Source organism: Pseudomonas sp. MWU16-30317, from assembly GCF_020515695.1.
In the GTDB taxonomy this organism is placed as follows: domain Bacteria; phylum Pseudomonadota; class Gammaproteobacteria; order Pseudomonadales; family Pseudomonadaceae; genus Aquipseudomonas.
The window spans coordinates 68296-88002 of record NZ_JAIWJA010000014.1; the positions used below are offsets into that span (position 1 = coordinate 68296).

21 protein-coding genes are annotated in these 19707 nt (G+C 56.3%); 20 read left to right on the plus strand and 1 reads right to left on the minus strand.

All coding sequences use genetic code 11. The features are described 5' to 3' along the window. Window positions 1-2 precede the first annotated feature (2 nt). The 19 genes from LIX93_RS27755 to LIX93_RS27845 all read left to right on the plus strand — a co-directional run bounded on the left by LIX93_RS27755 (window position 3) and on the right by LIX93_RS27845 (window position 17604). Window positions 3-716, plus strand: coding sequence for a TIGR03759 family integrating conjugative element protein (locus LIX93_RS27755; RefSeq protein ID WP_226507227.1), 714 nt, complete (start codon window positions 3-5; stop codon window positions 714-716). Next, the gene (locus LIX93_RS27760; RefSeq protein ID WP_226507228.1) at window positions 698-1252 is read left to right on the plus strand and encodes a transglycosylase SLT domain-containing protein; all 555 of its coding nucleotides are present in this window, start codon (window positions 698-700) and stop codon (window positions 1250-1252) included. Before LIX93_RS27755 ends, LIX93_RS27760 begins: the two co-directional genes overlap by 19 nt. After that, complete coding sequence (locus tag LIX93_RS27765) at window positions 1249-1722, plus strand: integrating conjugative element protein (protein ID WP_226507229.1); 474 nt, start codon at window positions 1249-1251, stop codon at window positions 1720-1722. The genes LIX93_RS27760 and LIX93_RS27765 overlap by 4 nt, the downstream gene beginning before the upstream one ends. 10 nt (window positions 1723-1732) lie before the next feature. Then, the gene (gene traD, locus LIX93_RS27770) at window positions 1733-3856 is read left to right on the plus strand and encodes a type IV conjugative transfer system coupling protein TraD (RefSeq protein WP_226507230.1); all 2124 of its coding nucleotides are present in this window, start codon (window positions 1733-1735) and stop codon (window positions 3854-3856) included. A gap of 18 nt (window positions 3857-3874) precedes the next feature. Then, the gene (locus LIX93_RS27775; protein WP_260524946.1) at window positions 3875-4621 is read left to right on the plus strand and encodes a TIGR03747 family integrating conjugative element membrane protein; all 747 of its coding nucleotides are present in this window, start codon (window positions 3875-3877) and stop codon (window positions 4619-4621) included. Window positions 4622-4768: 147 nt separating this feature from the next. Next, on the plus strand, window positions 4769-5521 hold the full coding sequence (locus tag LIX93_RS27780) for a hypothetical protein (RefSeq protein ID WP_226507231.1): 753 nt from the start codon (window positions 4769-4771) through the stop codon (window positions 5519-5521). Next, entirely contained in the window at window positions 5522-5770 is a 249-nt protein-coding gene (locus tag LIX93_RS27785) for a hypothetical protein (RefSeq protein ID WP_226507232.1), read from the plus strand. A 121-nt stretch (window positions 5771-5891) separates the two neighbouring features. Beyond that, window positions 5892-6194 (plus strand): RAQPRD family integrative conjugative element protein, encoded by a 303-nt coding sequence (locus LIX93_RS27790; RefSeq protein ID WP_226507233.1) that lies wholly within the window; start codon window positions 5892-5894, stop codon window positions 6192-6194. Beyond that, window positions 6191-6430, plus strand: a complete 240-nt coding sequence (locus tag LIX93_RS27795) for a TIGR03758 family integrating conjugative element protein (protein WP_226507234.1) — start codon at window positions 6191-6193, stop codon at window positions 6428-6430. Before LIX93_RS27790 ends, LIX93_RS27795 begins: the two co-directional genes overlap by 4 nt. An 18-nt stretch (window positions 6431-6448) precedes the next feature. After that, a complete protein-coding gene (locus tag LIX93_RS27800) occupies window positions 6449-6826 on the plus strand; it encodes a TIGR03745 family integrating conjugative element membrane protein (RefSeq protein ID WP_226507235.1) in 378 nt (125 codons plus the stop codon). A gap of 7 nt (window positions 6827-6833) precedes the next feature. Further along, window positions 6834-7235, plus strand: a complete 402-nt coding sequence (locus LIX93_RS27805) for a TIGR03750 family conjugal transfer protein (protein WP_226507236.1) — start codon at window positions 6834-6836, stop codon at window positions 7233-7235. After that, window positions 7232-7873, plus strand: coding sequence for a PFL_4703 family integrating conjugative element protein (locus LIX93_RS27810; protein ID WP_004407564.1), 642 nt, complete (start codon window positions 7232-7234; stop codon window positions 7871-7873). Before LIX93_RS27805 ends, LIX93_RS27810 begins: the two co-directional genes overlap by 4 nt. Continuing rightward, window positions 7870-8685: a TIGR03749 family integrating conjugative element protein gene (locus tag LIX93_RS27815; protein WP_226507237.1), complete on the plus strand. Its 816-nt coding sequence runs from the start codon at window positions 7870-7872 to the stop codon at window positions 8683-8685. The genes LIX93_RS27810 and LIX93_RS27815 overlap by 4 nt, the downstream gene beginning before the upstream one ends. Beyond that, a complete protein-coding gene (locus LIX93_RS27820) occupies window positions 8675-10186 on the plus strand; it encodes a TIGR03752 family integrating conjugative element protein (protein WP_226507238.1) in 1512 nt (503 codons plus the stop codon). Before LIX93_RS27815 ends, LIX93_RS27820 begins: the two co-directional genes overlap by 11 nt. Further along, window positions 10149-10565 (plus strand): TIGR03751 family conjugal transfer lipoprotein, encoded by a 417-nt coding sequence (locus LIX93_RS27825; protein ID WP_226507239.1) that lies wholly within the window; start codon window positions 10149-10151, stop codon window positions 10563-10565. The genes LIX93_RS27820 and LIX93_RS27825 overlap by 38 nt, the downstream gene beginning before the upstream one ends. Next, complete coding sequence (locus tag LIX93_RS27830; RefSeq protein ID WP_226507240.1) at window positions 10565-13303, plus strand: conjugative transfer ATPase; 2739 nt, start codon at window positions 10565-10567, stop codon at window positions 13301-13303. Before LIX93_RS27825 ends, LIX93_RS27830 begins: the two co-directional genes overlap by 1 nt. Before the next feature lie 245 nt (window positions 13304-13548). Beyond that, complete coding sequence (locus LIX93_RS27835) at window positions 13549-14511, plus strand: tyrosine-type recombinase/integrase (protein ID WP_226507241.1); 963 nt, start codon at window positions 13549-13551, stop codon at window positions 14509-14511. 526 nt (window positions 14512-15037) lie between these two features. Beyond that, window positions 15038-15919, plus strand: coding sequence for a nucleotide-binding protein (locus LIX93_RS27840; RefSeq protein ID WP_226507242.1), 882 nt, complete (start codon window positions 15038-15040; stop codon window positions 15917-15919). A 23-nt stretch (window positions 15920-15942) separates the two neighbouring features. Beyond that, on the plus strand, window positions 15943-17604 hold the full coding sequence (locus LIX93_RS27845; RefSeq protein WP_226507243.1) for a DNA repair protein: 1662 nt from the start codon (window positions 15943-15945) through the stop codon (window positions 17602-17604). Between the two features lie 446 nt (window positions 17605-18050). Here LIX93_RS27845 and LIX93_RS27850 read toward each other — a convergent pair whose 3' ends face one another. After that, the gene (locus LIX93_RS27850) at window positions 18051-18656 is read right to left on the minus strand and encodes a DUF3800 domain-containing protein (protein WP_226507244.1); all 606 of its coding nucleotides are present in this window, start codon (window positions 18654-18656) and stop codon (window positions 18051-18053) included. A 43-nt stretch (window positions 18657-18699) separates the two neighbouring features. Between LIX93_RS27850 and LIX93_RS27855 the strand changes: the two genes are divergently transcribed. Beyond that, window positions 18700-19680, plus strand: coding sequence for an IS5 family transposase (locus LIX93_RS27855; protein ID WP_226507272.1), 981 nt, complete (start codon window positions 18700-18702; stop codon window positions 19678-19680). Window positions 19681-19707 lie beyond the last annotated feature (27 nt).

Here is a 19707-nt window from a genome sequence, read left to right on the forward strand (position 1 = left end):
CCATGAAAACCTTCGTGTCGTTATCCGCCTGGTCGATGGGCTGTTTCTGCAACCTAGCCCTGGCCGCCCCTGACATCTCGACCGCAGACCACACTGCACCTGAGCGGCAAGCATTGCGGGCTTCAGCCCAGCACTCCCAGGAGATATGGGGGCTCACCGAACAGGAATGGGCCAAATTCGAATCACTGCAAACGGGTCCGCGCCGCTACTGGAGCCCGCAACTCGATCCTCTGACGACCCTCGGCGTCGAGGCCGAGACGGACCAGGAACGCCAGCGCTATGCTGAGCTGCAGGTTCGCCTTGAGGCCAAGCGTGCCGAACGCGAGCTTGCCTATCAGAAGGCCTACACGCAGGCGTGGGCCAAGCTGTACCCCGATTTGATGCCAATCCAGGGCATGGCGACCACTGCCAGTACCGCCTCTCAAACCGCCACTCGCAGCGCGCTCTTCGTCAAAGACGATTGCGACACCTGCATGAGTGCGGCGAAGCATCTGCAGGACCAGGGTACGGCGTTCGATCTGTACCTGGTGGGTAGCGACGGTGACGATGACTCAGTGCGGCGCTGGGCCAAGGCAGCGGGGATTGTCCCAGCCAATGTTCAACGTCGGCAGATCACCCTCAATCATGACCGCGGTCGCTGGTTCAGCCTCGGTGCCTATGGCTCGCTCCCCGCCCGCTTCGAACAGGTCGATGGCCAATGGCAGCGCATCGAATAGCCTGGCTGGCGGTGCTGCTGCCGGTGCGGCTGGTGCTTGCTGAGAGCATCCCGCCGCCGGCTTACCAACTCGCCGCAGCGCGCTCCGGCGTCCCGGCGACCGTGCTGTTCGCGGTGGCGCTGCAGGAGAGCGGGACGCTGCTTCGCGGTCAGCGCATCCCCTGGCCCTGGACACTGAACATTGCCGGTCAGGGGCAACGCTATCCCACCCGGGATGCAGCCTGCCAAGGGATACACAAGGCTGCGAGGCAACACGATCTCAAACGTATTGATGTCGGCCTGGGGCAAACCAACCTGGGCCATAACGGCGCACGCTATTCATCCCCATGTGCCGCCTTGGACCCGCAGCAAAACCTCATCGTGACCGCCACGCTACTGCGCGAACACTACGAGCTGACCGGCGATTGGGTCCTAGCGGCCGGCCGCTACCACCGTCCAGCGGGTGGTGCGATCGCCGCGCGCTACCGCGCCCAGTTTCAACAGCAGTTGCAGCAGTTACAGGCCTCGACTTCTCCCACCTTGGAATCCTCACCATGATTGGACATGACCTCAATCGCCTTTTGCTGTCGCTGGGTATCGCTGCGCTGTGCGCTGCACCCGCAGCGGCCCAGGACAACACCCGAAAGCTCAACCCGGTGTCGCCGTTGATCATCCATACCGACCTGCCTCTCCCTTCGGGATTGCAATGGATCCTGCCGGTACGCAGCCCCAAGCTGAGCCCTGGCCGTGTTGAAGCCAGGGCGCTGAAAATGCCTGGCCTCAAGCCATTTTTCCTGGTGGGAGAGGAGGCGAGCTCGCTGGAATGGTTAACCGTCAATGCCGGACGACTGACGGAGCTAGGCGCCGCCGGACTCGTGGTGGACGTGACTGACGCTGGCTCTCTGCAACACATCCAGTCGCTGGTACCCGAGCTGACCGTCATGCCGGTGAGTGGCGATGATATTGCGGAGCGATTACAGCTCTCCCATTACCCGGTACTGATTACCGCCACTGCCCTAGAACAGTAAGGTCCCCGTCATGGCCGATCACGTGATGGAGTCGTTGCTACGCCCCGCCGTCGAGCTGTATACCGTGGCGGTCTGCGGAGGGGCCGCTGCACTGTGCCTGCACTCCCCGTGGGCTGTCGCTCTCTCCCCGGAGATCGGCGCCGGGATGGCCATGGCCTACACAGCCTTCGGCCTCAAGCGGCTCAATGAAGCGCGCATGGTGCTGCGCTACCGGCGCAATATCCGGCGCCTGCCCCACTACGAGCTGACCAGCCGCCAAATACCGGTGAGCCGTAAACGACTGTTCATGGGCAGGGGCTTTCGCTGGACCCGCCTTCATACACAGCGCCTGGTCGAAGCTCAGGATCCGGATGTCGCCCGTTACGTAAACCAATCGTTGCCCCATCGCATGGCCCGCCACCTCGAAAGGCGCCTGGAATGGGCGCCCTATCCGCTCACCCTGCTGGGCCGCGCCACTGCCTGGGACAGCACCCTCAACCCCTTCAGACCGCTGCCGCCTGTGGGCGGCTCGCCGCTGCTGCATGGGGTCGAACCCAACGAAACCGAAGTTAGCCTACCGCTGGGTGAACGCGTTGGACACACCCTGGTTCTGGGCACTACCCGGGTCGGCAAGACGCGATTGGCAGAGGTGTACATCACCCAGGATATCCACCGAAAAGCACCCGAAGTGGTGATCGTGTTCGACCCCAAGGGCGATGCCGACCTGCTCAAGCGCATGTACGTCGAGTCGCGCAGGGCCGGTCGCGAGAAGGAATTCTATGTCTTTCACCTGGGCTGGCCAGACATCTCCGCGCGTTACAACGCAGTCGGTCGTTTCGGCCGCATCTCAGAGGTGGCCACCCGCATTGCCGGCCAACTGAGTGGCGAAGGCAACTCGGCGGCGTTTCGCGAGTTTGCCTGGCGCTTCGTCAACATCATCGCCCGCGCGCTGGTCGAGCTGGGTCGCCGGCCTGACTATCTGCAGATCCAGCGACACGTGGTGAACATCGACGCCTTGTTCATCGAATACGCCCAGCAGTTCTTTGCCCGGCATGATGCCAGCGCCTGGGAAGCCATCGTGCAGATCGAGGGCAAGCTCAACGAGAAGAACATCCCGCGGCACATGGTCGGGCGCGAAAAGCGTGTGGTAGCGATCGAGCAATACCTGGCCGCCAAGCGCATCTTTGATCCGGTCATGGATGGTCTGCGCTCGGCGGTACGCTATGACCGCACTTACTTCGACAAGATCGTGGCTTCCCTACTGCCATTGCTGGAAAAGCTCACCAGCGGCAAGACCGCGCAGTTGCTAGCCCCCAACTACACCGACCTCGAGGATCCGCGGCCGATCTTCGATTGGATGCAGATCATCCGCAAACGAGGCATTGTTTACGTCGGCCTGGATGCCCTCACCGACGCAGAAGTGGCCGCGGCAGTCGGCAACTCCATGTTCGCGGACCTGGTGTCGGTCGCGGGTCATATCTACAAACATGGCGTTGACCATGGCCTGCCGGGCGCCGATGCCTCCGGGCAAAAACTCCCGATCAATCTGCACGCCGATGAGTTCAACGAGCTGATGGGCGATGAGTTCATTCCGCTGATCAACAAGGGCGGTGGCGCCGGTATCCAGGTGACAGCCTATACCCAGACCTTGAGCGATATCGAAGCCAGGATCGGCAATCGCGCCAAGGCCGGTCAGGTCATCGGCAACTTCAACACGCTGCAAATGCTTCGTGTGCGCGAGACCGCGACCGCCGAGCTGCTCACGCACCAACTGCCCCGGGTCAATGTGCAGACACGCACCCTGGTCTCGGGCGCCACTGATACCGCGGATCCCGATGCCCATACCGACTTCACCTCGTCCTCCCAGGATCGCGTCAGCACCACTGCCGTGCCGCTGATCGAACCCGCGCACATCGTCAGTCTGCCCAAGGGCCAAATGTTTTCCTTCCAGGAAGGCGGACAGCTCTGGAAGGTGCGGATGCCCCTGCCTAAACCGGCGGATGACGATGCCATGCCCAAGGACCTGCAGGAACTTGCCACCCGCATGCGTGCGGCGTACAACGCCCACGCGAACAAGTGGTGGACCGCCAGCGGCGGTGGTCCGACCGTGGACTATGACCCAGAGCAACCCCCGCCTGGACGCCGACGTGGATAGCGGTATTGCACAGTCCCTATGCAAGCGGCTAGTACCGTGAGCGCCGATCCGCCGCGGCAGGCCCCACCGCAGCAACGTCCTGGCCTGATCATGTCGTTCATTGCCGGCGTGCTAAAAATCATCGGACTGCTCTTCATGTCCTTGCTGGCGTCGATCATCATGGAATACATAGGGCTGATCTGGTTCTGGCCGGAGCAAGGCTGGCACCACAGTTATGCGATGCTCGACAGCGAGCTCGCGTGGCTCAGCAGCCACTTCAAGAACTCGCTCATTGTTGAGCAACCGGGAGCAGCAACGCTGAAGGTTTTAACCCTTCTGGAGGAGTGGCTCATCGAGCGAACCGGGCTAGCACACCTGGATGCTCGCGCCGGCGAGATCGGTCAATCCGATAGCTTCTGGGCGTGGGTCGGTAGTGTGTATGTGCTCACCAAGGACTATATCCTCGCTGCGGTCTACACAACGATGACTTTTGCGGTGCGCCTGGCGGTGCTGACCTTGGCGACACCGCTGTTTTTGCTCGCGACGCTGACGGGGCTGGTCGACGGACTGATGCGCCGGGACTTGCGAAAGTTCGGCGCCGGACGCGAAAGCAGCTTCATCTACCACCGGGCCAAGCGATCTCTCGTTCCGCTGATGTTCATGCCCTGGATTGTCTATCTGTCTCTGCCAATCAGCGTGAACCCGCTATGGGTATTGGCCCCCTGTGCAAGCATGCTAGGCGTCATGGTGGCAATTACTGCCTCCACGTTTAAAAAGTATTTGTGACTTCAAACTTGGCCACGTACGGGTTATAAATTGGCATCCGCGAAGTGCGACTGTCTCTGGTTACTTATAGCGAGCATCGACGTCAGGGCGGCAGCTTTTTCAGTCGTGGATGCCATGGAGCTGTAGAGTTATGCTAAGGAGCCTTGAATGTTTTGGAAGCGAAACGACCCCATCCGAGTGGAGCTGATCAATGCTCCCACCATCATCGCTGAATCCAAGCCAGCAGCGAATGAGCGAGCCCGTGCTCCCGAGAAGAATCCATCGATAAAATTCCTGACCTGGGACCAGTTCTTCAAACTAGTCGCTGTCATGGTCGCGTTCGCAAACACGGCATTGGTGGCCTTGGGGTATATGCGTTATGTCGGGGTCATGGACCCTTTTGAAATCAGTAGAACCGAGGTCTCTTTCTCCGTATCCGACCTGCTTGCCTTCGGGTATATCGGGTTCCTGAATATGACATTTTCCGGGCAGCTCGCCGTGGCTGCTACCGCGTCCGGGCTAGCCATGCCGATCGCCGCACTCGTATTACGCTTTATGAATGGTCTACATGCACTTCTCCAACTGTTGTTGTCGTGGTCGCTGTCGATGGTGCTGTTCTTCCTGCTGACTGGGCCCTACTGGTTTGCCTACGACCCGATGAAGCAGAAGACATTGAGTCAGGTCGCTGCCCAGTTAAAGGTCAATCCAGACAGCGTAGGTGCGCTGGCGGTCGAACAGGAAGTATGGACAGAGAGCGGATTCATAGGCGGTATCATTGTCCTCGCGATGCCCGATACCACCTACCTGCTCCGTGACGATATTCTTTATAAAATTCGCGGTTCCGATGGCAAAATCGTTCGCAGGACTCACATCAAGCTTCGCTCTAAGCAGGCAACGAGCGATGCCAAAAAGGTAAACTGAATGGAAGACGAACTTGATTGTGTGACCGACTCCATGCGAGGTGTCGCCATGCGTCTATATGATCAAGTGTTGCAGGCCCCCGGCCAGCGCCAGCCGCTCAAATTACTTGCGGCGTGGTTACGTCAGGATTCTAACAATCGGTTGGCGTTGAAAGAGCTAAGACAGCTACTCGAGCTCGTGCAGGAAGATCCAATCGACATACTTCATCGCATGGTGGCCAGCTACAGCCCCAAGACCACGCTCCATTAGCTCGCTGCCAATGTGATACCTCTCTATTCGATTAAATGAATGATCGCCGAGCATCATTCAAACACCCTAGATCTCAGTCCTCTCTGAGATCAGTCTCATGCCTGCTCTGAAGCCCCGAACCATGATGCTCAGCCTCGTTGCGATGGCATCGCTCAATGCGATGGCGTATGCCGGCGATGAGCGCGCAGAACTGGACCTAATCATCCAGCAAATCCTAGCGATCAATCAAATTGCGCAGCGTGCCGACCAACCGTCGAACTCAACTGCGCGCTACCGATTTGATTACCCCCGGTTTCGCCAGGACCTTCGGCGTATCGAGGCAGGCCTCCAGGATTATCTATCCCCTCGCCGTGCCCAACCTGCCGATCCCACCGACCTGATCGGCGACTACGCTGCCGAGCCCGCCCGCGAGTCATCGCCATGAGCATGAGCGATGCACAAACCGCCGCCTTTCAGGGCGCCGCAGGCTATACCCCGCAACTGAGCTCTGCGCTCTGGATCTCGCTGACGCTGGTGATCGCGCTGCTTTGGAGTAGCTGGGCGTTGTGGACCGGCTACCGAGGCTGGACGGCGGGTCATGTGAGTTTCGGGGCACTGGGCGGCAGCGCTGCCCGGGTGTCCGTCGCATTGCTGGTCCTGATGTTTTTCACGTTGTCCTGATGCCCTGGAGGTAATGCCATGATCCCCACCGTCCTCAACACTGCGCTGATCAAATCCCGCTACACACAAGCCAAGCAGCAGGCTTTCGGTCTGGTCCTGATTTTGGGGCCGGGTATGGCGTTGGCCGAGTTGCCTGCCATGGAAGCGCCTTCCCGCGGCGAAGGTGGCGGCCTGATCGAGACCATCAAGAACTACGCCTATGACGGCGGCATCATGATCGGGTTGCTCATTGCCGTTCTGGCTTTTCTGGGGGTCGCCTGGCACTCCCTGACGGTTTACGCCGACGTGCAGAACCAGCGCAAGACCTGGAAGGATCTGGGCTCGGTGGTCGGGATCGGCGCTCTGTTGGTGGTGATCATTCTCTGGTTCCTCGACAAAGCCGCCACCATTCTGTGAGGCCCGCATGAGTGATGATATCGCTCGCCTGGCAGATGGCACCTTGAGCTTCCTGCCAGAGCGTTTGAACCGCGATCCTGCCGTACTGCGCGGGCTCACCAACGACGAAATGTGGGTGTCGTTGAGTGCCGGCGCGGTGATCGGCCTTGTTTTCGGCGTGCCGCTGGCGATCGTCACGGCGTCGATCGCCATGGCGCCCACAGGAATGATCGTTGGCATGGCGATCATCCTCTTGGTCAGCGGCACCCTGCTGCGCCGCGCCAAGCGTGCACGCCCTGAGACTTGGCTGTACCGCAACCTGCAATGGCAGTTGGCAATTCGTTGGCACATCGGCCAGGAGGCACTGGTAATCCATTCCGGCCCTTGGACGGTTCGCCGTACGCGCCGCCTGCGAGGACCCAGACCATGAGCCGATTCCGCAACAAGGTGGATGCCCAACAGGCCCATATCATCAGTCTACGCATGGGGGTGATTGCGCTGACCCTCGTGTGCGCCGGCCTGTGGTATGGCTGGCAGTCTGCGCCGACCTCGCTGACGGTGCATGTGCCGCCGGACCTGCGCTCAGGCAGCACGCGCAAATGGTGGGACGTGCCTCCCGAGAACATCTATTCGTTTGCGCTGTACATCTTCGGCCAGCTCAACCGTTGGCCCACGGATGGCGAAGCTGATTATCAACGCGCCATCTATGCCTTGCAGTCCTACCTGACACCTTCGTGCAGAACGTTCCTGGAAGGCGACTTCGAGTTTCGCAAGGCCGCCGGCGAACTGCGCGATCGAGTGCGGGGGGTTTATGAAGTGCTTGGCCGCGGGTACAGCGACGACCCCGAGTTGCGGGTCGCCCAGCTCGACGCAGATTCCTGGTTGGTGAAACTGGATCTGAACGCCGACGAGTATTACGCCGCGGAACCGGTAAAACGCGTTGTGGTGCGTTATCCATTGCGGGTCATCCGCTTTGACATTGATCCGGAGCGGAACAAGTGGGGCCTGGCGCTCGACTGCTACCAAGGCACACCACAGAAGCTGATATTGCCGGGAGGTGATTCATGAACCCACATTCGTGGCGCACTCTGCTAGCGCTGTGCCTAGGGATCAGCACTGGCGCCCAGGCCGTCGAGGTCAAGCAATGGGACCGCCTACCGATCGCCGTACCCCTGATCGTTGGACAGGAACGCATTATTTTTGTCGACCAGGACGTCCGAGTCGGCATGCCGGGGGGCATTGCCGGCAAGCTGCGAGTGCAGTCGATCGGAGGCACGGTGTATCTGCTGCCGTCCGACTCGATCGGCCCAACGCGGCTCCAGCTGCAATCGATCAGCACCGGCGAAATCATTTTGCTGGATGTGGACGCTCAACCCGGCGAGCGCGCTTTGGAACCCATTCAAATCGCAATCAAATCTTCGACCACTGAAGCCGATGAAACAGGTAGATCCGAACGTCCACCGCAGCGTACGCCCGTTCCCGTCGCCTTGACCCGTTACGCCGCCCAAAACTTGTATGCGCCCTTGCGCACAGTCGAACCGCTTCCCGGCGTTCGACGTATGGCGTTGAAGGTCCCTACCGATTTGCGTCATTTGCTTCCCACCCAACACGTTGCGATCACCCCGCTGTCTGCCTGGCGACTCGATGACTTCTGGGTCACTGCCGTGAAGATCAAGAATCTAAGTCTTCAGGTTATCGAGCTGGATCCTCGCGAACTGCAAGCTGAATTGTTCGGTGCTGCTTTTCAACACTCGACACTGGGTCGATCCGGGACCGCCGAAGACACCACCGTTGCCTATCTGGTTACACGCGGCAGTGGCCTGGATCAAGCTGTTCTGCTGCCACCGACCCAGTCTGCAGGTGACGACCATGAAGGCTAATGCACTGCTGAAGTGGCTCGTACCGGGCGCCCTGGTGGCAGTGGTGCTGATTATTCTCCGCTCCTGGGTCAGCGATGCTCCAACTTCCAGCTCTATCGTCTCAGCAGAAGCGGAGCAGGTGCAACTGACCGCCGACCAAGCGAAGTCCCTGGGCATCGCCGGTGACACTCCCCGCGACACGGTCGCAACGCTGGTCGGACAGGTCAAAGCGATGCGCACCGAGATGCTGTCACTGAAGAAAAGCAACGACTCCCTGCAATCGGAGAACAATCGTCTGCGCACACGCGAAGGGAGCATCGATACCCGTATTCAATCAGCACTCGGTAGCGTGACACAGCAGGTCAGCGAGGAGCGCAAGCAAGCCGATGCGGCACGCCAGAAAGCCGAGAAGGACAACCGCGAGGCCAAGTCCTTGTTGTCCCAGTTGAAGGATCAACTCTCCGGATTGGGGGGAAAGAACGATGATCTGCCAGTGGGATTCGGCCTCGAGCCTGGCGATGGGGACCAATTCAAGTCAGCGGCCAGCGAGAACGATGCCATGCGCTGGGTCGAGCCCTCAGACAGAGTCACCTCCCCCAAGCCCAGCGAGGGCTCGACTGCGCTGTCCAACCTTCCCTCGCAGTTCAAACTAGACGGGCTGAAAGACAACGCCATCGATCGTGGCCAAAAACAACTCCGCGCCAGCTTGAAGGGCGAGCGCGACCTGGACGGCAAGACCGACCGCACCGAGGGCGCCCGTCCCGTCTACACCATTCCCGAAAACTCGACCCTCATGGGATCGGTGGCGATGACCGCACTGATCGGCAGGGTGCCAGTGGACGGTACCGTCAACGACCCATACCCCTTCAAGGTGGTGGTCGGTCCGGAGAACCTCACCGCTAATGGCATCGATCTGCCCGACGTGGCAGGGGCGGTCGTAAGCGGGACGGCTTCGGGTGACTGGACGCTTTCATGCGTACGCGGACAGGTCGAGTCGATTACCTTCGTCTTCCAGGACGGCACGGTGCGCACCGTCCCGCAGCCGAAAGCAGTGGTCAACCGCAACACAGCCGCCACACAGTCCAGCAGCTCCGAAAAAATTCGCGGCGGCCTGGGCTTTCTCTCCGATCCTTATGGCATCCCCTGCATCGCCGGCGAGCGCCGCTCCAACGCGCAGCAATATCTGGGCAGCCAGAGCCTGATCACCGCCGCCGGTGCCGGACTGGCCTCGGTGCTGAGCAACGAGCAAAACAGCACCAGTGTGATCAGCTCGGGCAGCACGGCGCTGGGCATGTCCCAGAGCAATGGCAACAGCGCTTTGAACTCGGTGCTCAGCGGCGGCATCAGCGATATTCGCGAGTGGGTCAACAAGCTATACGGCGAAGCCTTTGCTGCGGTTTATGTGCCGCCGTCGGCCAAGGTTGCGCTGCACCTGGACCATGAGATCGCAATCGACTACGAGCCCAAGGGCCGGAGGGTGAACCATGAAAGCACATCGGTTTCGTCACTGGATCTCGACTAGCCTCCTGCTGGTATTTTTGGCGGGATGCTCTACCGACAAGGAAGCCATGCTGCCCCACGGAGAGCAGACCATGATGGATATCTGGAACAGTGCTGGATCTGTCGGCACCCAGCAGCAGTTGTTCGATGCACGCAGCGAGCTAAGACGCCCGCTGGTGGATCCTTCCTCAAATGCCGGTGAGCAGGCCAGTTACATCCGCACGGCTAAAACCGAGATTTATAATCTATTCCCTCGGCTGCCCAATCCGGACCTCGTGCTCTATGTCTATCCGCACCTGAGCGGCTCCGAGCAGGCGCCGGTGCCTGGGTACTCGACGGTGTTTCCGCTCTATCGCACGGTGCAGTATGCGCAGCCCGGCGAACGCGTGGATGACCTGTGATGGTGGAAGATCAAGCGGACCCTCGGTCGTTCTGGAAGCCCTGGCGCGATGACCGACGTCGCCGCGCCACCCAAGGCGACGAGTCAAAGTTATATGACCATAACCCCAGCTTCACGGATCATCTTCCCTGGGTGGAATACCTGGAGGAAAGCCAATGCTTTTTGCTCGACGACAACCGTTCCGTCGGTGCCACATTCGAGCTGACTCCCATTGGCACCGAAGGGCGAGAACCAGAATGGCTAATGACCGCGCGTGATGCCCTCGAAGATGCCCTGCAGGACAGCTTCGAGGAGCTGGATCGTGCGCCATGGGTGGTGCAGTTCTTTTGCCAGGACGACAGCGACTTCTCGCCGTACCTGCAAAAGCTGTCGGATTACATCCAGCCGAGCGCCCGCGGAACCGCCTTCACCGAAGCCTACCTTGAACTGACCCGGCAACATCTGAAGGCCATTGCCAAACCCGGAGGATTGTTCGAGGACACGGCTGTCTCGCACCTGCCATGGCGAGGCAGCAATCGTCGCGTTCGCTTGGTGATCTACCGCCGCGTGCAGAGCTCAGACGATGACACAGGATCGCCTGTCGCATCTTTGGAGCGCGCCTGCGAGCGCATATCTGCATCATTGCAGGCCTGCGGCGTTGCACCAAGGCGTGTCGACGGTAAAGCTTTCTACGCCTGGCTTCTGCCTTGGTTCAATCCCGCACCGACGCTGACCGATGAGGCGCCCGCTGACTTTTACGCCCGTGTCCCCTATCCCGAGACGTCTGATGGCGAATCCTTGGACTTGCCCTTCGATCATGACTTCACTGAGCGACTGTTCTACAACGAACCTCGATCTGATGTGAATCACGGGCGATGGTACTTCGACAATCAGCCCCACCGGGTGATGGTGGTGGACAAACTTCGCAAGCCGCCACACATCGGCCAGGTCACCGGCGAAACCCGCAAAGGTGAGGCCTTGAACGCGCTCTTCGATCAATTGCCCGAAGACACCATCATGAGTTTGACCATGGTGGTGACGCCGCAGGACGTACTTGAAGAACAGCTCAATCGCCTGTCTCACAAGGCCATTGGCGAGAACCTCGCCTCCACTCAGACGCGACAAGACGTTCAGGAAGCGCGGGCGATCATCGGCCGGCAACACAAACTCTACCGGGGAACGCTGGCGCTCTACCTTCGAGGTAAAGACGATCGCGAACTGCGTCAGCGGTCGATTCAGGCGGCTAACGTATTGCTGGCGGCGGGGCTTCAACCTGTGCGCGCAGGTGACGAGGTGGCCTCCTGTAACAGCTATCTGCGCTGGCTGCCCATGGGTTATAACCCCATCCAAGACAAACGCAATTGGTATACCCGGCTGATGTTTGCCCAGCACCTGGCTAATCTGCTGCCCCTGTGGGGCCGTAGCATTGGTACCGGCAACCCAGGCATGAGCTTTTTCAATCGTGGCGGCGCACCACTGACCATGGATCCGCTGTCACGCCACGACCGTGCCATGAACGCCCACTTGCTATTGTTCGGTCCCACAGGCTCTGGCAAGTCGGCCACTCTCGTCTCGCTGCTGATGCAGGTCATGGCCATCTACCGTCCGCGGCTGTTCATCGTTGAGGCGGGCAATTCCTTTGGGCTGCAGGGTGATTACTTTGCGACGCTCGGCCTATCGGTCAACAAGATACAGCTCAAGCCCGGTACCGGCGTCAGCCTAGCGCCGTTCGCTGATGCGAGGCGCTTGGTCGATGAACCGCACAAGGTGGCGTCTCTGGCAGTTGAAGATCTGGACGAAGCTGAGGGTGACAGCGATGAACAACGCGATGTCTTGGGCGAACTGGAGATCACCGCGCGGCTGATGATCACGGGCGGTGAAGCCAAAGAAGAGGCTCGGCTCACCCGCGCCGATCGCAGTCTTATCCGTGAATGCATTCTGGATGCAGCGAGGGCTTGCCAGGTCACCCAGATATCTGTCAGAACGCGACATATCCGTGATGCACTGCAACAGGTTGCCGGCAACGCGCACTTGCCTGACAAACGCCGCGACCGAGCTCAGGAGATGGCTGAATCCATCGATCTGTTCTGCCAGGGTTTCGAAGGCGAGCTATTTGACCGTGAAGGCGCACCGTGGCCCGAGAGCGATGTGACCATCGTCGACCTCGCGACCTATGCCCGGGAGGGCTATGAGGCCCAGATGTCGATCAGCTACATCAGCCTGATGAACACGGTGAACAACCTCGCCGAGCGCGACCAGTACCTTGGCCGTCCGATCATCATGGTGACTGACGAGGGACACATCATCACCAAGAACCCCCTCCTCGCTCCATTCGTGGTGAAGGGGACCAAAATGTGGCGAAAGCTCGGGGCATGGTTTTGGCTCGCGACACAGAATTTGGCGGACTTTCCGAATGCCGCACAGACCATGCTCAACATGATCGAATGGTGGGTATGCCTCAATATGCCACCGGCGGAGATTGAAGAGATTGCGCGCTTCAAGAAACTGACGGCCGCACAAAAATCACTACTGCTGACTGCTAGCAAGGAATCCAGCAAGTACACCGAAGGGGTGATTTTGTCGAAGAAAGTCGAGACTCTATTCAGAGTCGTCCCACCGAGCTTGTACCTCGCGCTTGCCATGACTGAGCCAGAGGAAAAAGCACAGCGTTGGCAGGAAATGCAAATGATGGAGTGCTCAGAACTCTCCGCAGCCATACGTATCGCGGGGAAAATCGACGCAGCTCGGGGGATTAGTTAGCGTCCTGAATCAGATGGTCGCTCAACAGACACTCGACTCTCAGTTTCCTTTGCAAGAGACCATGCGGCGTCGACTGCATTCTTCAAATCAGCCGGGCTCGAACGATTTCGGATAAGTGTTGATAAAATAGGTTATCACCAATTATTGCGACTTTTTCCTAATCGTGTACGCTGCTGGGTACTGGCGTCGCTATGGTGACTCAGATGGCGATACGTGATCGCCGATGATCCGATTTAGGGCTATACATGCAGGAAGTGACGAAAGTCGGCCCCCACGACCCGCGCAGGCTCACGGCAGTCGAATTTCAGAATTTGGCTCGGGTGCCAGCCGCGGTCGAGTGGTTTGCCAACCTGGACAACCCGCGCACTCGTCGTGCCTATCAAAATGACCTGGAAGACTTTTGTGGATTCGTCGGTCTGGCCTCGGCGGACGAGTTTCGTGTAGTCACCCGATCGCACGTGTTGGCCTGGCGCGCCGATTTAGAAAAGCGCAGCCTGGCCGGAGCCACCATCCGACGCAAACTGGCGGCATTGGCCAGCCTCTTCGATCACCTTCTGGAAAACAATGCGGTCGCCGGCGACAATCCCGTGCACGGGGTCAAACGACCGAAGGTCGAAAGCAACGAAGGCAAGACCCCTGCCCTGGGTGATCACCAGGCCAAGGCCCTGCTCGAGGCGCCAGATGAAACCACGCTCAAGGGGCTGCGCGATCGAGCCATTCTGGCCGTGCTGCTCTACCACGGTCTGCGCCGCGAAGAAGCGGCGCTGCTGCAGGTGAGCGACATCCAGGAGCGCCGCGGCATCCAGCACCTGAAAATCCACGGCAAGGGTGGCAAGATCCGCTACCTGCCCCTGCACCCGGTGGCGGCCGGGCGCATCCATATGTACCTGGAACGCTCGGGGCACCATCTGGACGACAAGAAGGTGCCGATGTTCAGGCCGCTGCGCGGCCGATCGACCGGTGCCGGTGTTTCGGCCAACGGCATCTATACCGTGGTCGAGGCCTACGCCAAGAAGGCGGGGATTCAGGTGGCTGGGCTGGGCGTGCACGGGCTAAGGGCCACGGCCGCGACCAATGCCCTCGAGCATGAAGCCGATATCGCCAAGGTCCAGGCCTGGCTGGGCCATGCCAACATCAGCACCACCAAGATCTACGATCGGCGGCAGAACCGGCTGGAGGATTCGCCTACGTACAAGGTAAAGTACTGACTCTAGGTACAAGGCAAAGGTTGCTATTAACCCATAGCTGCGGTTAGGTGAAGGCTACTAAAGGCCAAAAGCACCCCTTATTAGAGATAATAGATAACTGCGCAGTGCAAATGAAGTTTATGTTTGCATCACAGCTCATGGTGTACAAACTTAGATGCTAGAGTGGCCGCTTGAACTCTATTCGTCTGAATGGAAGCTATAACTACACAGGTACCAAAATCGCCACACTTGTCGCGGGGACAGGTCTGCTATAGTCAAAACTCTACACGATGATCTCCTTGTGCTGTATTCCTTTCAAACAGGCTTTTTTACAGCATGCCCTATACCTGCAAACTGGATCATTCACGTAGTAAACATGTAATCAGCAAGTGGAAGGCCGCTGAATGCCCTTCAGCCGAGGAATCAAGCACCAGCCTTCGCACGCGTTTTTTGAAGAAAAACGCCTATTTTTTACCGTTTCGCCTGGCACTTATGATAGCTAGTTGCTACTGTTGTTGATACCGCTGTCCCAATAAAGGAATGGATCATGCCAAGCAAGCGTCCTAATTCTCAATCCGACACATTAAAGCTCATCCGCTCCAAGGATGAGGTAAAGACCAAGATAGAAGAGCGAATTGAAAAAGGGTTAGAACTTAAACAACGGCAGGTTGACACCCGTGAATCTTTTGAGATACTTACAAACGACTACAGCAAGTGGGACTCGTTTAATACAGAACTTCTGAAGCAAAGTTTCAATACGAATGAGATATCCAAAGAATATAGTTTTTGGGGAGTGGCAGCTATTGCATTAAGAGAGCCTTCTTTGGGCGAAAAAATTGCTAGCACCTACAAGGACATTGACAGAAAAATTAATCGCTTAGACTCTATTTCTGAACGACTTGAGCTAATACCTTTAGACGACACCTTAAAAGATACAACTAAAAGCTCAAAAGACTCTTTTAACCTGAAAACCTCAAAGTCAAATAAAGTATTCATTGTGCACGGTAAAGACGAAATATCTAAAACGAACCTAGAGGTGTTTTTGCATGAAATAGGTCTTGAGCCAGTTGTGTTGCACAGACAAGCTGACGAGGGCATGACGATTATCGAAAAGTTCGAGAAGCATAGCGATGTCGGCTATGCATTTATCCTACTTACCCCTGATGAGATAGCTTATCTTGTTTCCGAAGACACATTTCCTGACGACAACCGAAAAAAAGAGTACCGCGCGCGGCCTAATGTGATATTTGAGTTTGGATATTTTGTAGGAAAACTCGGTAGATCACGGGTATGTTGCCTTCACACAGGCCACACGGCACTACCAAGCGATGTAAACGGAATGGTGTACAAACGATTCGAAAAAAGCATTGAAGAAATATCATACAGCATAATAAAAGACCTGAAAGCTTCAGGTTATAATTTTTCGTGAGAATTTAAGCAGGGGAACATAGCATGGATGATCCAGTACTTAAAATAACTCGAAACCTCAAAGTCGGCGCGTTGGATGCTGAAGCTGATACAGATCTCCTCAACAAATGCTTCATAGATAATGGTTATCTTAGCCAGATAATGGATGTTGATTCTCCAGCCTCAATCATTCTAGGGCGAACCGGCTCAGGGAAGAGTGCTCTTCTTTATAAAGTAGAAAAAACGGCTCAGAAATTTGTGAGGCTTGATCCAAATGATATATCAGTCCGTTTTTTGGAGAGTTCAGATATTATCCAGTTTTTTGATAGCCTTGGTGTGAGTCTCGATTTGTTCTATAGACTGCTCTGGCGTCATGTACTTACGGTAGAATTCTTGAAGCTACGGTACGATATTAAATCCGAAAGCGACAGCCGAAGCTTCATTGACGGTCTATTTAATACGTTCAGCCGTGATGTGACAAAGAAAAAAGCCGTTGAATATTTCAACGAGTGGGGTAATAAATTCTGGCTTGATACTGACGAGCACCTTAAAGAAATAACAAGAAAGTTAGAAGCTGACACAAAAAGCTACATCGGCATTAAGTATTCCGAAATAGGTTTGAATTCGACAAGTGTTTCCAGACTGACCGATCTGGAGCGAATTGAGGTATCTCAACGGGCAAGCCAAGTAGTCAGCGGCCTTCAAATTAGAAAGCTAAATGAAGTGTTAGATCTACTTGCCGAGCACTCTTTTTCAGATCCTCAGAAAAAATTTTTTATTCTAATAGATCAGCTCGATGAAGAATGGGCAGCGACCGAGACACGCGTAAGATTTATACGAGCCCTGATTGAAGAAATTAAAACATTTCGGAAAATACGGCAAACAAAAATCATAGCCGCATTAAGGAAAGACCTTCTCGACCAAGTATTCGATAAGACCAGAGACTCTGGCTTTCAACAGGAAAAGTATGAATCCTACCTACTGACACTTAAATGGTCAGCGGATGATATCGCCAATCTAATTGAAACGCGACTTAACGAAGTATTCAAAAGCCAGTACACTAAACAACGAATAAAATTCACAGACTTATTCCCGAAGCCTAGGAAAGGCGGCGGCCAGACTTCTATAGATTTCATCATTGAACGAACTCTCAGACGCCCGAGAGACGCACTACAATTTGTTAACGAATGTTTTTCTATAGCCTATGATCGTGAGAGAATTTCTTGGCGTGCAATGCAGGCCGCCGAAGCTCAGTACTCAGAAAAGAGGTTAAAGTCTCTTAAGGAGGAATGGGGTGACGTATTTCCAAACTTTGAAGATACTGTGGAAATTCTTCGCAACATTAAGTCAACCTTTACAAGATCGATGATTAAAGACACAACCTTGGAAGATGTTATGGTGAGTCTTAGTGAAGGAGACTCCCGGGATCCATGCGTAGCCATTGTGCGTAAATATTATGAAGCAAATAGCATAGTAAAAGATTCAGAAATACAAATAACAATGTTTTCATGCCTCTACAGAGTCGGGGCTATTGGAATCAAGATCAGCTCATCAGATACTTACATTTGGTCGCATGTAGATCAGACTTCAGTAACTAAAGGAGAGATTAAGAGAGCGGAGCATTTTAAGGTTCACAAGATGCTTCACCGTTCTTTAGATGTGATTGCAGATCAGCATGATATATTTGACGCTGAAAGCATTGACTAATCTTGCTCTGTAGCAGAGGTTACATGTCAAGCGCTTTGGTCGGCCGACCTGTACCTGTACTCTGTCGCGGCCGCGCCTATCCATGCATACCTCAAGCGATCGGGGCACCACCTGATTGATGTGAAGGTGCCGTTATTCATGCCGCTACGCGACATCCAGACGGGTACTACCGTGACGGCCAATGGCATTTATACAAATATAGGCCACTATGCCAATGCCCCGGCATCGAGAAGACCCCGGCGGACGTACTCGGCCTTTGAACCACAGCGGCCTCCAGTGCGCTAGATCATGGTGCCCATATTGCCCAGGTCTCGGTCTGTCTCTGACATGCCAACCTCAGCACGACGTGGATCTACTATCCCCAGCAGAATAAACCGGATTCCTGACCCACAAGGTAAAGTACTGATAGTCCCTGCATTGGAAATAACTCCAATATATTACGCGTATTACTGCTGCTTCCCCGCTAGCTCACCAGGAGCATCGGGCATCATCTCACCAGCGTCTTCTGCGGGGATTTCAGCGGTTTTCTGATGTTCCAGGCCACTGCACGGCATGGAAACATCAGCTATGCGCTCCGCAAAATATTTATCGAAGGGTTGCCAATCCTGAAATTCGTCAGGCGACACCTCTAACGCGCATAGTCGCCCGATCAAACCACACATCCAGTCGGCACATTGGAGCGTTTGAAACAGGTAGCTTTCTCCTTGGAGCGGCGGCTCTATCATAGTTCTGCACTTTTCTGATGCATCCTCGAACATAGCCAGTGTGCAAGCTTCTACGTTCTTTTCCCTCCACTCATTCCCTGCTTTTTGCTCATCCAGTACCAGAATAAAAGTGGAATCGTGCCGAGCGCAAAAACGATCAATTTTGCGTACCGACTGCAGTAACTGACGCTTGAACGTCTCTGTCGAGTCGTGCGCTGCGGGATCGGTCGTTTTGTGTTCCCCGGTATAGAACAGGTGCCCACCTATACACTGAATGTGCTTTAGGGAATCTCCGAACAAGTCACAGGTATGCGAAAATCGCCTGACCACCTGATCCGAGCCGCCCATGAGCCAGATGAGCCAGATGAGCCAGATGAGCCAGATGAGCCAGATGAGCCAGATGAGCTTTTCCGATTTCGAGTACGCCGGCAAGCGCAAGCAGACACGCCGCGAACGCTTCCTCGCCGAGATGGATCAGGTCGTGCCCTGGACAGGTCTGCTGGGCTTGATCGAGCCGTTCTATCCCAAGGCCGGCGGTGGCAGAAAACCCTATCCTTTGGAAACTATGCTGCGCATTCATCTGCTGCAGAATTGGTTCTCCCTGAGTGACCCGGCCATGGAAGAAGCGCTCTACGAAATCACGCCCATGCGACAGTTTGCACGCCTGACCTTGAGCGCCCCGATACCTGAAGACACCACGATCATGAACTTCCGGCACCTGCTGGAAAAGCATCAACTGGCCCCTGCGATCCTCGCGGTCATCAACGGTTATCTGCATGAGAAAGGCCTGTCCCTGCGCCAAGGCACCATCGTCGATGCCACCATCATTCATGCCCCTTGCTCGACCAAGAACGAGGAAGGAAAGCGCGATCCCGAGATGCATCAAACCAAGAAAGGTAACCAATACTTCTTCGGGATGAAGGCGCATATCGGCGCCGATGCGGAGTCGGGCCTGGTTCATCATGTTCATGGCACTGCGGCCAATGTCGCCGATGTCACGCAGGTCGCCGAGCTGTTGCATGGCGAAGAAAACGCGGTTTATGCAGACGCAGGATACACCGGTGTCGAGAAGCGTGAAGAGCATGAAAATCGTGAGGTCATATGGCAAATCGCTGCGCGGCGCAGCACGTATTCCAGGCTCAATAAACGCAGCGTCCTCTACAAGACCAAGCGCAAGATCGAGTACTGCAAAGCTCAGACACGAGCCAAGGTCGAGCATCCGTTTCGTGTAATCAAGCGTCAGTTTGGCTACGTGAAAGTGCGCTTTCGTGGGCTGATGAAAAACACAGCTCAGCTGACCACGCTGTTCGCCCTGTCGAATCTATGGATGGCTCGAAAACAGCTAATGGGTATGGGTGAGTTGCGCTCTTAACACGCAGAACCGGGCGAGAAACGCCCT

What these genes read in the sequence shown, in the direction of transcription:
- LIX93_RS27755 (WP_226507227.1), top strand. Translation starts at nt 3, where the DNA reads ATGAAAACCTTCGTGTCGTTATCCGCCTGGTCGATGGGCTGTTTCTGC.
- LIX93_RS27760 (WP_226507228.1), top strand. Translation starts at nt 698, where the DNA reads ATGGCAGCGCATCGAATAGCCTGGCTGGCGGTGCTGCTGCCGGTGCGG.
- LIX93_RS27765 (WP_226507229.1), top strand. Translation starts at nt 1,249, where the DNA reads ATGATTGGACATGACCTCAATCGCCTTTTGCTGTCGCTGGGTATCGCT.
- traD (WP_226507230.1), top strand. Translation starts at nt 1,733, where the DNA reads ATGGCCGATCACGTGATGGAGTCGTTGCTACGCCCCGCCGTCGAGCTG.
- LIX93_RS27775 (WP_260524946.1), top strand. Translation starts at nt 3,875, where the DNA reads ATGCAAGCGGCTAGTACCGTGAGCGCCGATCCGCCGCGGCAGGCCCCA.
- LIX93_RS27780 (WP_226507231.1), top strand. Translation starts at nt 4,769, where the DNA reads ATGTTTTGGAAGCGAAACGACCCCATCCGAGTGGAGCTGATCAATGCT.
- LIX93_RS27785 (WP_226507232.1), top strand. Translation starts at nt 5,522, where the DNA reads ATGGAAGACGAACTTGATTGTGTGACCGACTCCATGCGAGGTGTCGCC.
- LIX93_RS27790 (WP_226507233.1), top strand. Translation starts at nt 5,892, where the DNA reads ATGATGCTCAGCCTCGTTGCGATGGCATCGCTCAATGCGATGGCGTAT.
- LIX93_RS27795 (WP_226507234.1), top strand. Translation starts at nt 6,191, where the DNA reads ATGAGCATGAGCGATGCACAAACCGCCGCCTTTCAGGGCGCCGCAGGC.
- LIX93_RS27800 (WP_226507235.1), top strand. Translation starts at nt 6,449, where the DNA reads ATGATCCCCACCGTCCTCAACACTGCGCTGATCAAATCCCGCTACACA.
- LIX93_RS27805 (WP_226507236.1), top strand. Translation starts at nt 6,834, where the DNA reads ATGAGTGATGATATCGCTCGCCTGGCAGATGGCACCTTGAGCTTCCTG.
- LIX93_RS27810 (WP_004407564.1), top strand. Translation starts at nt 7,232, where the DNA reads ATGAGCCGATTCCGCAACAAGGTGGATGCCCAACAGGCCCATATCATC.
- LIX93_RS27815 (WP_226507237.1), top strand. Translation starts at nt 7,870, where the DNA reads ATGAACCCACATTCGTGGCGCACTCTGCTAGCGCTGTGCCTAGGGATC.
- LIX93_RS27820 (WP_226507238.1), top strand. Translation starts at nt 8,675, where the DNA reads ATGAAGGCTAATGCACTGCTGAAGTGGCTCGTACCGGGCGCCCTGGTG.
- LIX93_RS27825 (WP_226507239.1), top strand. Translation starts at nt 10,149, where the DNA reads ATGAAAGCACATCGGTTTCGTCACTGGATCTCGACTAGCCTCCTGCTG.
- LIX93_RS27830 (WP_226507240.1), top strand. Translation starts at nt 10,565, where the DNA reads ATGGTGGAAGATCAAGCGGACCCTCGGTCGTTCTGGAAGCCCTGGCGC.
- LIX93_RS27835 (WP_226507241.1), top strand. Translation starts at nt 13,549, where the DNA reads ATGCAGGAAGTGACGAAAGTCGGCCCCCACGACCCGCGCAGGCTCACG.
- LIX93_RS27840 (WP_226507242.1), top strand. Translation starts at nt 15,038, where the DNA reads ATGCCAAGCAAGCGTCCTAATTCTCAATCCGACACATTAAAGCTCATC.
- LIX93_RS27845 (WP_226507243.1), top strand. Translation starts at nt 15,943, where the DNA reads ATGGATGATCCAGTACTTAAAATAACTCGAAACCTCAAAGTCGGCGCG.
- LIX93_RS27850 (WP_226507244.1), bottom strand. Translation starts at nt 18,656, where the DNA reads ATGGGCGGCTCGGATCAGGTGGTCAGGCGATTTTCGCATACCTGTGAC.
- LIX93_RS27855 (WP_226507272.1), top strand. Translation starts at nt 18,700, where the DNA reads ATGAGCCAGATGAGCTTTTCCGATTTCGAGTACGCCGGCAAGCGCAAG.